Source organism: Polynucleobacter finlandensis, from assembly GCF_018881755.1.
GTDB lineage: Bacteria > Pseudomonadota > Gammaproteobacteria > Burkholderiales > Burkholderiaceae > Polynucleobacter > Polynucleobacter finlandensis.
On record NZ_JACVPS010000003.1, the window covers coordinates 163,257 to 175,816 of the forward strand.

14 protein-coding genes are annotated in these 12,560 nt (G+C 46.4%); 11 read left to right on the forward strand and 3 right to left on the reverse strand.

What is annotated here, in order from left to right:
- Positions 1-15 precede the first annotated feature (15 nt).
- Positions 16-1,215: an amino acid aminotransferase gene (locus ICN49_RS03060; RefSeq protein ID WP_216165674.1), complete on the reverse strand. Its 1,200-nt coding sequence runs from the start codon at positions 1,213-1,215 to the stop codon at positions 16-18.
- 169 nt (positions 1,216-1,384) lie between these two features.
- On the opposite strand from ICN49_RS03060, the gene uvrB reads away from it, so the two are divergent.
- From uvrB to ICN49_RS03115, 11 genes are all read left to right on the forward strand, one after another.
- Positions 1,385-3,538, forward strand: a complete 2,154-nt coding sequence (gene uvrB, locus ICN49_RS03065; RefSeq protein ID WP_255535382.1) for an excinuclease ABC subunit UvrB — start codon at positions 1,385-1,387, stop codon at positions 3,536-3,538.
- A gap of 117 nt (positions 3,539-3,655) precedes the next feature.
- Positions 3,656-4,225, forward strand: coding sequence for a Fe-S cluster assembly transcription factor (locus tag ICN49_RS03070; protein WP_216165676.1), 570 nt, complete (start codon positions 3,656-3,658; stop codon positions 4,223-4,225).
- A 31-nt stretch (positions 4,226-4,256) separates the two neighbouring features.
- The gene (locus tag ICN49_RS03075; RefSeq protein ID WP_439650841.1) at positions 4,257-5,516 is read left to right on the forward strand and encodes an IscS subfamily cysteine desulfurase; all 1,260 of its coding nucleotides are present in this window, start codon (positions 4,257-4,259) and stop codon (positions 5,514-5,516) included.
- A 29-nt stretch (positions 5,517-5,545) separates the two neighbouring features.
- Entirely contained in the window at positions 5,546-5,932 is a 387-nt protein-coding gene (gene iscU, locus ICN49_RS03080; protein WP_216165678.1) for a Fe-S cluster assembly scaffold IscU, read from the forward strand.
- Positions 5,933-5,951: 19 nt separating this feature from the next.
- Positions 5,952-6,275: an iron-sulfur cluster assembly protein IscA gene (gene iscA, locus ICN49_RS03085; RefSeq protein ID WP_216165680.1), complete on the forward strand. Its 324-nt coding sequence runs from the start codon at positions 5,952-5,954 to the stop codon at positions 6,273-6,275.
- A complete protein-coding gene (gene hscB / locus ICN49_RS03090) occupies positions 6,253-6,780 on the forward strand; it encodes a Fe-S protein assembly co-chaperone HscB (protein WP_369411499.1) in 528 nt (175 codons plus the stop codon). The genes iscA and hscB overlap by 23 nt, the downstream gene beginning before the upstream one ends.
- A gap of 17 nt (positions 6,781-6,797) precedes the next feature.
- The gene (gene hscA, locus ICN49_RS03095) at positions 6,798-8,663 is read left to right on the forward strand and encodes a Fe-S protein assembly chaperone HscA (protein WP_216165684.1); all 1,866 of its coding nucleotides are present in this window, start codon (positions 6,798-6,800) and stop codon (positions 8,661-8,663) included.
- 40 nt (positions 8,664-8,703) lie between these two features.
- Positions 8,704-9,042, forward strand: a complete 339-nt coding sequence (gene fdx, locus ICN49_RS03100; RefSeq protein ID WP_216165686.1) for an ISC system 2Fe-2S type ferredoxin — start codon at positions 8,704-8,706, stop codon at positions 9,040-9,042.
- A 230-nt stretch (positions 9,043-9,272) separates the two neighbouring features.
- On the forward strand, positions 9,273-9,590 hold the full coding sequence (locus ICN49_RS03105) for an ArsR/SmtB family transcription factor (protein ID WP_216165688.1): 318 nt from the start codon (positions 9,273-9,275) through the stop codon (positions 9,588-9,590).
- Between the two features lie 14 nt (positions 9,591-9,604).
- A complete protein-coding gene (locus tag ICN49_RS03110; protein ID WP_216165690.1) occupies positions 9,605-9,817 on the forward strand; it encodes a YgaP family membrane protein in 213 nt (70 codons plus the stop codon).
- A gap of 25 nt (positions 9,818-9,842) precedes the next feature.
- Positions 9,843-10,184 carry a carboxymuconolactone decarboxylase family protein gene (locus ICN49_RS03115; protein ID WP_216165692.1) on the forward strand — a complete coding sequence of 114 codons (342 nt, stop codon included), beginning with the start codon at positions 9,843-9,845 and terminating at the stop codon, positions 10,182-10,184.
- Positions 10,185-10,261: 77 nt separating this feature from the next.
- On the opposite strand, the gene ICN49_RS03120 is transcribed toward ICN49_RS03115, so the two are convergent.
- Both ICN49_RS03120 and cysD read right to left on the reverse strand, forming a co-directional pair.
- Entirely contained in the window at positions 10,262-11,611 is a 1,350-nt protein-coding gene (locus tag ICN49_RS03120; protein WP_216165694.1) for a sulfate adenylyltransferase subunit 1, read from the reverse strand.
- Complete coding sequence (gene cysD / locus ICN49_RS03125) at positions 11,611-12,534, reverse strand: sulfate adenylyltransferase subunit CysD (protein WP_216165695.1); 924 nt, start codon at positions 12,532-12,534, stop codon at positions 11,611-11,613. Before cysD ends, ICN49_RS03120 begins: the two co-directional genes overlap by 1 nt.
- Between the last annotated feature and the right edge of the window lie 26 nt (positions 12,535-12,560).

Sequence of the window (12,560 nt, forward strand, 5' to 3'; positions counted from 1 at the left end):
CAGTGTAACCGCTTATTACGCTAGAACGCGGGCGATAGCTTTCGCCACCTTATCAATATTTTTGGTATTGAGTGCAGCAACGCAAATACGTCCAGTAGAGAGGGCATAAATACCATCTTCTTTTTGCAGGCGTTCAACTTGCTCGACAGTTAAGCCGGAGTAAGAAAACATTCCTCGCTGCGCTTCGATGAAAGCAAAGTCTTGCTGAACACCAGCAGCGGCGAGTTTTTCGACGAGTGCATGACGCATCGATTTAATTCGATCGCGCATCTCAGCTAATTCATCCTCCCAGAGTTTTCTGAGCTCTGGAGAGTTCAGTACGGTAGCGGCAATTGCTGCACCATGAGTCGGTGGGTTTGAGTAATTGGTACGGATGACGCGCTTCAATTGTGAGAGCACACGAGTGGATTCATCTTTGCTTTGAGTCACGATAGACAGGGCGCCAACGCGCTCGCCGTAGAGTGAGAAAGACTTCGAGAATGAGCTCGATACAAAGAAAGACATGCCAGATTCTGAAAAGAGACGAACTGCAATACCGTCTTGCTCAATCCCAGCAGCAAAGCCTTGATAAGCCATATCCAAGAAAGGAATAAATCCTTTCGCTTTGCAGATCTCAATGACTTGGCGCCATTGCGCTTCGGTAATGTCTGCGCCGGTTGGGTTATGACAGCAAGCATGCAACAAGACTGTAGTGTTCTTTGGGAAGGATTCTAAAGATTTCACCATGCCGTCGAAATCAACACCGCGCGTTTTGCCATCGAAGTAGGTGTACTCAACAACATCAAACCCAGCAGATTCAAAAATGCCGCGATGGTTTTCCCAAGTTGGATTACTGATAGCGCAGGGAGCATTTAAATTGAGGCGCTTAATAAAGTCAGCGCCAACGCGCAGGGCACCAGTACCACCAAGACACTCGGCCGTCACAACGCGACCGTCTTTAATCAAAGAAGAGTCTGCACCAAACAACAGGTTTTGGACGGCACTGTTATAGGGATTTGGACCTTCGATAGGAATGTAGCTACGTGGTGAGCGCTTTGCAACGATACCTTCTTCAGCCTGAATAACTGCCTTTAAAAGAGGTACCTTGCCTTCGTCGGTGTAATACACGCCCACACCTAGATTTACCTTATCTGGACGCTGATCAGCAACGTAGGCTTCTGTGAGGCCGAAAATAGGGTCTTTTGGGGCTAGCTGGACTGAGGAAAACAAGGTCATTTGGAGGTCGTATACGATAGTTAAAAGGATCTTTTGATACTAAAAAACGTTCAATTCTGTTTAATTTGGCTTAATTGTTGGGTTTTGAGGCTAGATTCAACTTTTTTCCAATAAAAACGGCAAAATCATCGTTTGTACAAAATTCGCTGTGAAAAAACTCACAGATGAAATGATAGCTGAGATGCCCCCTAAGTTGCCTAAAACTGCTCCAAAAACCCAAGCTGTTGATCTCCCAAAAGCACCTGTGGCCGACCCCTTGGGCGAGGCAGGTCACGACCTAGATCCAGCCAAGTTTGTTTCATTTCCGGATTCCCCGTTTCAGTTGTATCAGCCATTCCCGCCAGCAGGCGATCAACCAGCGGCAATTGACGCTCTAGTTGCCGGAATTGATGATGGTTTGACTTTTCAGACCCTTTTAGGGGTTACCGGCTCTGGCAAGACTTTCACGATGGCCAATGTGATTGCCAGAACCGGACGGCCAGCTATCGTTTTTGCCCCAAATAAGACCTTAGCAGCGCAGCTTTATAGCGAATTCCGAGAGTTTTTCCCACGCAATGCAGTGGAGTACTTCGTCAGTTACTACGATTACTACCAACCTGAGGCATACGTCCCTACGCGGGATTTGTTTATTGAAAAAGATTCATCCATCAATGAGCACATCGAACAGATGCGACTGTCTGCTACAAAAAGCTTATTAGAGCGACGTGATGTCATCATCGTTGCGACTGTGTCTGCGATTTACGGTATCGGCAATCCTGGTGACTATCACAGCATGGTGATGACTTTGCGTCCTGGCGACAAGATGAGCCAGCGCGATATTTTGATGCGCTTGATCGCCATGCAATACGACCGCAATGAAATTGACTTTAAACGTGGTGTATTTCGCGTGCGAGGCGACACGATTGATATTTTCCCAGCCGAACATAATGAGTTAGCTGTGAGAGTGGAATTGTTTGATGATGTAGTTGAAAGCTTGCAATTCTTTGATCCGCTCACTGGAAGAATTCGCCAGAAAATTCCTCGCTTTACTGTCTACCCAAGCTCTCACTATGTAACCCCACGCGAGACAGTTCTCAAAGCCATTGAAACCATCAAGACTGAACTGCGTATTCGCTTAGATGAGTTTGTCAAAGATGGCAAGTTGGTTGAGGCGCAACGCCTTGAGCAACGTACCCGCTTTGATCTAGAGATGCTCAACGAGTTGGGCTTTTGTAAAGGAATTGAGAACTACTCCCGCCATCTCTCAGGCGCCATGCCTGGAGAGGCGCCGCCTACCTTAGTGGATTACTTGCCCAATGATGCGTTGATGTTTTTAGATGAGAGCCACGTTTTAATTGGACAACTCAACGCGATGTACAACGGCGATAAATCACGTAAAAGTACCTTGGTTGAATTTGGTTTCCGTTTGCCTTCTGCGATGGATAACCGACCACTCAAGTTCTCTGAATTCGAAACGAAGATGCGTCAAACCGTTTTTGTTTCTGCAACGCCTGCTGATTATGAAAATACACATACCGGCCAAGTAGTGGAGCAAGTTGCTAGACCGACTGGTTTGGTTGATCCTGAAATTGAAGTCTTACCCGCTAGCTCACAAGTTGATGACTTGTTGGGTCAGATTCATGAGCGCGTCAAAGTACGCGAGCGCGTTTTAGTGACCGTGCTGACAAAACGCATGGCAGAACAGTTAACCGACTATCTCTCGGATCATGGTGTGAAGGTACGTTATGTCCACTCTGATATCGATACTGTTGAGCGAGTAGAAATTTTGCGAGACCTCCGTCTGGGAGTATTCGATGTTTTGGTAGGTATTAATCTATTGCGCGAAGGCCTGGATATTCCGGAGGTTTCTTTGGTGGCCATTTTGGATGCCGATAAAGAAGGTTTCTTGCGCTCTGAACGTAGTTTGATTCAGACCATCGGCCGTGCCGCCAGAAATATACGCGGCAAAGCCATTTTGTACGCCGATCGCATTACCGACTCCATGAAGCGTGCGATGGGGGAAACAGAGCGCCGCAGAACTAAGCAAATTGCCTTTAATAAACTTCATGGCATAGAGCCCAGAGGTGTGACCAAGCGGATTAAGGACATTATTGATGGCGTTTATGACGTCAATGAGAAGCGCTCAGAGATGCAGGTAGCCGAGGAGAGGGCTCGGTATGAAGATATGAGCGAGAAGGACCTGTCGGGCGAAATTAAGCGCTTAGAGAAGCAAATGAACGCCGAGGCTAAGAATTTGGAGTTTGAAAAGGCGGCTGCTACCCGAGACCGCCTCACAAAGGTCAAAGAAATGGCTTTTGGAGCCCGTTCCCGGGATGGCCTTTAGTTTTTTGGGATAATTCCTGAGCGGATTGGTGGGGTATATGGTATAGTTGACTGGAATAGTCGGGTATTACCGATTCGACTGTTAGCTGTCCATAACAATCCATTACCAAGGTGACATATGAGACTTACAACTAAAGGCCGTTTTGCTGTAACTGCAATGATCGATTTAGCCCTGCGCGAAACGCATGGCCCTGTAACGCTGGCTGGAATTAGCCAAAGACAAAAAATTTCCCTCTCTTACTTAGAACAGTTATTCGGCAAATTACGCCGTTTCAATATTGTGGAGAGCACTCGCGGTCCTGGCGGTGGTTATACCCTGGCGCGTAAAGCTAATGAAATCAGCGTAGCCGACATTATTGTTGCCGTTGACGAACCATTAGATGCAACCCAATGTGGTGGCAAAGGAAATTGCCATAGCGATGAAGAAAATCATGGCCTCTGTATGACGCATGACCTCTGGACGAATCTCAACTCTAAAATGGTTGATTACCTAAGTTCCGTGTCTTTGCGTGATTTAGTTCAGCAACAAGAGGGTCGCGGCATTGTGCTGCATGACCTGCGTCATAAGAAAATCAAAATTGAAGGCGTGAAGTCTGAGAAGACTGCGCCAGTAGTAGCAGCGAAAAAAGAGGTCGCCCCCAAGAAACCTCTCGTGAACTCCGTTTTTAATCTGGCTCAGCAAAGCTAAACACTAGCAAGCCAATTTTTATAAGTAAATCATGAACGCACCACAAGACATTCCAGCACAAGCGGTTCCGATGTTTAGTCCTAAGCACTTTCCGGTGTATATGGATTACTCAGCTACAACGCCGATTGATCCACGCGTGGTGGATAAGATGTTGCCTTATTTGCGTGAGCAATTTGGTAATGCTGCATCCCGTAGCCATGCTTATGGCTGGGCTGCGGAAGAGGCGGTTGAGTGGGCGCGTTCAGAAGTAGCTCTATTAGTACATGCTGATCCAAGAGAGATCGTATGGACTAGCGGCGCTACTGAAAGTATTAATTTGGCATTAAAAGGCGCCGCCCATTTCTACAAAGATAAGGGTAAGCACATCATCACCGTAAAGACTGAGCACAAGGCCACTTTAGATACTTGTCGTGAGTTAGAGCGTGAAGGCTACGAAGTCACTTATTTAGATGTATTGCCCAACGGCATGATCGACATTGAGCAGCTCGAAAAAGCAATGACTCCTGGCACCATCATTGTGTCAGTGATGTTTGTGAATAATGAAATTGGCGTAGTACAAGACATTCCGAAAATCGGTGACTTGTGTCGTTCACGGGGTGTCATTTTTCATGTGGATGCAGCGCAAGCTACTGGCAAAGTAGAAATTGATTTAGAAAAGCTCAAAGTAGACCTCATGAGTTTTTCTGCTCACAAGACTTATGGCCCTAAGGGGATTGGCGCTTTGTTTGTGCGTCGTAAACCGCGCATTCGGATTGAGGCGCAGATTCATGGTGGCGGTCATGAGCGCGGGATGCGTTCTGGCACCTTGGCGGTTCACCAAATCGTTGGTATGGGGGAAGCCTTCCGCATTGCCCGTATTGAAATGGCTGAAGAAAATAAACGCATTCGTGCCTTACGTGATCGTTTATTAGCTGGCTTGAAAGATATTGAAGAGGTTTATGTCAATGGCGACATGGATCATCGCGTTCCACACAACCTCAACATCAGCTTTAATTATGTTGAAGGTGAATCGATGTTGATGGCCTTGAAAGATTTGGCGATCTCATCAGGCTCTGCTTGTACCTCTGCTTCATTAGAACCTTCTTATGTATTGCGCGCCTTAGGCCGTAACGATGAATTAGCCCATAGCTCCATTCGTTTTACATTGGGCCGTTTCACAACTGAAGAGGAAGTGGATTTCACGATCAAGTTGGTAAAAGAGAAGATCGCCAAGTTGCGTGAGCTCTCACCATTGTGGGAAATGTTTAAAGATGGAATCGATCTGAGCACGATTCAGTGGGCTGCACACTAAGAATATTGAAAAGATAAAGAGAAAATATCATGGCATATAGCGAAAAAGTAATCGATCATTATGAAAATCCCCGCAACGTAGGTTCATTTGCGAAGGGTGACGACAACGTAGGCACTGGCATGGTCGGTGCACCGGCATGCGGCGATGTAATGAAATTACAAATCCGTGTGAATGATCAAGGCGTGATTGAGGACGCAAAATTTAAGACCTACGGTTGTGGTTCTGCGATTGCCTCCTCATCCCTTGTGACTGAATGGGTCAAGGGCAAGACCTTGGATCAAGCTTTAGAGATTAAGAACTCTTTGATTGCTGAAGAATTGGCTTTGCCGCCTGTGAAGATTCACTGCTCGATTTTGGCTGAAGATGCCATCAAGGCAGCGGTAGCGGATTACAAAGAAAAACATCCGGCGAAATAAGTAAAAAACGAACGACATCATGGCAATTACCTTAACCGATAAAGCAGCGCAGCACGTTCAACGTAATTTAGATAAGCGCGGCAAGGGCTGTGGCTTACGCTTAGGCGTACGCACTACCGGCTGCTCTGGGTTGGCTTATCAATTGGAATATGTTGATGAGTCCGCTCCTGAAGATACGATGTTTGAGTCCAATGGTATTAAGGTCTTTATTGACCCTAAGAGCTTGGCTTATTTAGATGGAACAGAATTAGATTTTGTGCGTGAGGGTTTGAACGAAGGATTTAAGTTTCAAAATCCAAACGTAAAAGATGAGTGTGGTTGTGGCGAATCCTTCCGCGTCTGACGATTACTTTCGCTTTTTTGGTTTAAATCAGCAATTCAACATCGATTTGCCTGTCTTAGATCAGGCTTACCTTGCTATTCAGAAGGAGGTACATCCCGATCGCCATGCTCGTGGCAGTGATACCGAACAGCGCCTAGCAATGCAGATGGCGACTTTTGCTAACACGGCATTTCAAACTCTAAAGAACCCAATTCAGCGTGGCCTTTATCTATGCAAATTGCATGGTGTAGACGCTAAGCTGGAAACCAATACCGCGATGCCAGCTGCTTTCTTAATGAAGCAGATGGAATGGCGTGAGAGCTTGGATGAACAGGCTGAAGATCTACCTGGCCTTGAAGTGCTAATGGATGAAGTCAACCAAGTCAAGCAAGAAACCATTGCCGAAGTGGTTCAAGCCATTGATGCTGCTAAGAACTATGTGCGGGCTGCCGAGTTATTAAGAGGCCTGCTATTCATCGATAAGTTTGCTATTGAACTCGATGACGCTATTGCGGCTTTGGCTTAGCTTTAAACTAACAGATCATGGCCTTATTACAAATCTCGGAACCCGGTAAGTCTCTTGCCCCCCATCAGCGACGCATTGCTGTAGGCATTGACTTGGGAACTACCAATTCATTGGTGGCGATTGTTAGAGATGCATTGCCTAAAGTATTGCCAGATTCCCAGGGGAGAGAGTTACTTCCTTCGGTGGTCCGCTACCTGCCAAATGGTAGAACTCAGGCTGGCTTTGAAGCCTTAGCGAGTGTGGTTTTAGATCCAAAGAATACGATCGTCTCAGTAAAGCGTTTCATGGGGCGTGGCTTACTCGATGTCGAGCATATTGAAAGTGCTCCTTACGATTTCGTGGATGAGCCCGGCATGTTGAAGTTGAGAACAGTTGCTGGAGATAAAAGCCCCATTGAAGTTTCTGCAGAAATTCTGGCGCGCTTACGTCAGTTGGCTGAAGACTCCGTTTCTGATGACATTGTTGGAGCAGTGATTACTGTTCCCGCTTACTTTGATGACGCACAGCGCCAAGCCACTAAAGATGCAGCAAAGTTGGCCGGCATTGAGGTATTGCGTTTATTAAATGAACCAACTGCAGCCGCCATTGCTTATGGTTTAGATAATGCCTCTGAAGGTATCTATGCTGTCTATGACTTAGGTGGAGGCACCTTTGATATTTCTATTTTGCGTATGAGCAAGGGAGTATTTGAAGTTCTGTCTACCGGTGGCGACTCTGCTTTAGGTGGCGATGATTTTGATCACCGTTTGTATTGCTGGGTGATAGAGCAAGCCAAACTGCCACCATTGTCGGTGTATGACCATTCCACTTTATTGCAATCTTGTAGACACGCTAAAGAGTTACTGAGTCATAACCCTCTGGCACGCGTTCATGAGACGCTGGCTGATGGTACGGTAGTGAATGTTGGCGTGAGTCAGGCCCAGTTCTTTGAGATTACTCAGAACCTCGTAAATAAGACATTGGTTGCAGTCAAGAAAGCCTTGCGTGATGCAGGCCTTAAGGCTGATGAGGTTAAAGGTGTCGTGATGGTGGGTGGTGCAACCCGTATGCCCAACGTCCAGCGCGCTGTTGGTGAATTATTTGGCACTAAACCTTTAAACAACCTCAATCCTGATCAAGTAGTGGCCTTAGGCGCCGCCATGCAGGCTGACCTGCTAGCTGGTAATCAAAGCAAAGATGATGAGTGGTTGTTGTTGGATGTCATTCCGCTATCTCTTGGTATTGAAACCATGGGTGGTTTGGTAGAAAAAATTATTCCTCGTAACACACCTATTCCGGTTGCCCGTGCACAGGATTTCACAACATTCAAAGATGGTCAGACTGCATTAGCTATTCAGGTGGTGCAGGGTGAGCGTGAGTTGGTGCAAGACTGTCGCTCCTTGGGTCGCTTTGAATTGCGTGGCATTCCAGCAATGGCCGCTGGTGCAGCACGAATTCGAGTGACCTTCCAAGTGGATGCCGATGGTTTGTTATCAGTGAGCGCCACGGAGCAGGGCTCTGGGGTTCAAGCCTCGATTGATATCAAACCTTCCTATGGTTTGACTGACGCAGAAATTACTCGCATGTTGCAGGATGGGTTTGCTTCTGCCAAAGAGGATTTATTGTCTAGGTCTTTACGTGAAGAACAGGTCAATGCGCAGCGTTTATTAGATGCTGTACAGACTGCATTAGATAGTGACCGTGCTTTACTCAACACAGAAGAGCAATCGACCATCGATCAAGAGATGGCAATCCTGCAAAAGATCCTGGCAGAAGAAGTTGATAGCGCTGTGGTTCGCAAAGCCGTTGACCGCGCAGCCAAGGCAACTGATGAATTTGCCCAAATGCGTATGAATGCAAGCATTCAGAAAGCATTAGCCGGTAAGAACGTTGCCGAAATTTAATACCAGTACATAGCAATTAAAACTAAGCAGAAACTAAGTCATGACCCAAATTGTTGTTCTTCCTCATAGTGAATATTGCCCAGAAGGCGCTGTAGTTGAAGTGGCGCCAGGCACCTCGATATGTGAGGCCTTATTGGAGAATGACATTCCCATTGAACACGCCTGCGATATGGTTTGTGCCTGCACCACCTGTCATGTGATTGTTAGGGAAGGGCTTAATAGCCTCAATCCCCCAGATGAAAACGAGGAGGATATGCTCGACCGCGCTTGGGGCTTAAACCCCCAGTCACGCCTTTCCTGCCAAGCAATCGTGTCGCGCGAGAACTTGGTAATTGAAATTCCGAAGTACTCGATTAACCACGCCAAAGAGAATCACTAAAGCAGAACTCACTGTATGCATCAAATTGGTGCATTAGGCACCTTAATCACACAATTGTCATAAATTGCTGATACGTACAGGACTAATATGATCCTGTAGTTCATTTTTTAGCAGTGCCTCCATAGATTTTCTTTAAGCCATCCTCCGGGGTGGCTTTTTTCTTGCTTATTTCCTAAATAGTATGTTAAATTACATAATGTAAATACACATAATAAATAGTAAATAGATAAATGACATCAGCGGCTCAAAAACTAGACTTGAAGAAGATGCGCAACTCTGCAGACTCCGCCTGTAAGTTGATGAAGGCATTAACTCACCGAGATCGTTTGATGCTCTTGTGTGAAATAAGTCAAGGAGAGAAGTGCGTTGGAGAATTGGAAGAGATTTTGGATATTCATCAGCCAATGTTGTCTCAGCATTTAACTAGCTTGAGAACAGCAAAGCTAGTGAAGACTCGCAGGGAGGGTAAGCAGATTTATTACTCGCTGGGGAGTGATTCAGCGATGGCAGTCATCGAGGTTTTGTATCAGCAGTTCTGTAAGAAATAAAAAAGGGGAATCAAATGAAATGTAACGTTGGCGGTATCGATCGCGTATTACGCATCGTTGTTGGTTTGGTGCTGGTTGGCCTAGCTGCAAGTAATGAAGTTGGCGTATGGGGATGGATTGGGATTATTCCGTTGGCTACGGGCCTATTCAAGTTCTGCCCGCTATATCCAATGCTTGGCATTAATTCATGTGGAACAGGTTGTGGTGGCAGCGGTTGCTGTAAGTAAACGCGCATAAATAAAGGAAATTGAAATGCCAAAAGATTACAAGCAAATTACCAAAGATATTTCTGGATCGCTTGCCAAGTTGAGAGCCGAGGCTCCTGAAATGATGAAGGGCTTTAGCGATTTAGCGGCAGCTGCCACTAAAGGTGGCGCCTTGGATAAGAAAACTAAAGAATTGATCGCTTTGGCTTTAGGTGTAGCGGCACGATGCGATGGCTGCCTAGGCTTTCATACTCAAGCCTTAGTGAGACTAGGAGCCACAAAGCAAGAGATAGTTGAAACCTTAGGTATGGCTACTTATATGGGCGGCGGACCTTCTTTAATGTATGCGGCTGATGCACTCACTGCTTTTGAGCAAGCTCAGGCGTAATTACAGTGGCCATAGAAAAGAAAAAGCCTCGCAGAAGCGAGGCTTTTTATTCCCTTATTAATAAAGTTAAGCCTAACTTATTGCGCAACAGCCTCACGAATCATGCCAGCAGCAACGGTGTGGTTGGTGGCTTCATCAATCAAAATGAAAGCACCAGTACGCTGAGACTGATCAAATAAATCGGAAACGATTGGCTTTTGCAACACCAAGTCAATGCGACCAATCTCGTTGGCGGTTAAGGGGTGGGTATCGCTAGCATGGGATAGAGTTTCCACATCCAGTACTTGTTTAATCTCTTTCACTTTTGCGCCAACGGTATTAGTGGTATGACGCAAAGCATATTTACGGCTGAGTGAAAGCGGTTCACTATCAAGCCAGCAAAGATCTGCAGAAATTTGCTTGCTGAGAGTGGGTGGCGTCGCATCATCAGCACCCACGAAGAGGCAGCCTCTCGACACATCAATATCTTCAGCCAAGCGAATGGCAACAGCTTCTCCGGTTTGCGCGGACTCTACTTCGTTATTAGCATTGGCTTGATCGCGGTTTGAGCGATTGCCCAAATAGATCTCTGCAACCGTAGCTTCAGTATTTCCAGGAAGTACTCTGATCTTTTGTCCTTTGCGAATGCTGCCAGATTCAATTTGACCAAGGTAGCCACGGAAGTCATCAGAAGCGCTCCCGTCTTGACGGGCGACATACTGAACAGGGAAACGCAATTCTGTTTTTTCAGACTGAGGACTGGTATCTAAACCTTCTAACCATTCCAAGAGGGTGGGGCCTTTATACCAAGGCATATCTTTGCTGGCAGTAACCACGTTCGCACCCAGTAAAGCAGAAATTGGCATCAAGATTGGTTTTGGTAAACCAATCTTTTGGGATAAATCTTCAATAGCAACTGAGATGGCATTAAAAATCTTCTCATCAAAGTTCAATAGATCCATCTTATTAACCGCAAAGACCACATGACGCAGGCCGAGTAAATGAACAATGGCAGCATGACGTTTGGTTTGCGCTAAAAGAGTAGCTGGTGAGGTAGTTAAATCCACGCGACTCGCATCAACCAGAATCACAGCTACATCCGATTGGGATGCACCAGTAACAAGGTTACGCGTGTACTGCACATGCCCAGGGGCATCAGCCACGATGAACTTACGTTTTGGTGTAGAGAAGTAGCGGTAGGCGACATCAATGGTGATGCCTTGCTCACGCTCAGCCTCAAGGCCATCGGTTAAGAGCGCTAAATCTACGCCAGCATCTGAAGAAGTGACGCGGGCATGCTTGGTTTTGGAGAGTGACTCCAACTGATCAACCAAAATAGATTTAGTGTCATAGAGTAAGCGACCTATGAGGGTGCTTTTGCCATCATCAACGCTACCAGCGGTGATAAAGCGTACGACGTTTTGATGTGGATGTGTTGTTTGAGTCATCAGAAGTAACCTTCTTTCTTACGGCGCTCCATCGAGGCCTCATTGGTTTGATCGTCCATGCGAGTAGCGCCACGCTCAGTAATCTCGGTAATGGCGGTTTCGGCAATGATGTCGATAGGATTCGCTGCAGTGCTCAGTACTGGGCAGGTGCAGCTGATATCGCCAACAGTGCGGAAGCGTACGTCCAATATTTCACTAACGTCGTCAGGAGCTTTTGGTGTGACATCGGTTACTGGGAGTAACAGACTATTTTTTCTAACCACTTCACGTTTGTGGGTGTAGTAAATACTTGGAAGTTCTAATTTCTCACGAGCAATGTATTGCCAGATATCAAGCTCAGTCCAGTTCGAGATCGGGAACACGCGCATATTCTCACCCTTAGCAATGCGAGCGTTATAGAGGTTCCAGAGTTCTGGGCGCTGAGCTTTCGGATCCCATTGGCCAAAATCATCGCGGAAGGAGAAAATGCGCTCCTTAGCACGGGCTTTTTCTTCGTCGCGACGGGCGCCACCCATGAGGGCGTCGAATTCATATTCGGCAATCGCTTCAAGCAAGGTAACAGCTTGAGCAGCATTGCGTGAGTCGGTTTCTTTGCGTAGGCGCACTGTGCCCTTTGCAATGGAGTCTTCCACGTGACCAACAATCAGCTTTACACCAGTCTTTTCAACCACAGAATCACGATAGGCAATGACTTCTGGATAGTTATGGCCAGTATCAATGTGCAGAATTGGGAATGGTAGTTTTACAGGGCGATTGCCAAACTGAAAAGCCTTACGAGCTAAATGAAACATGACGATTGAGTCTTTGCCACCAGAGAACAGCATAGCTGGATTGGAGCACTGCGCTACTACTTCGCGAATGATATAAATGGATTCAGCTTCAAGCCAATCCAAATGATCATCTAATAATTGGTTTTCTTGCATTCTGTACTTCATTCTTCTTTGGTATT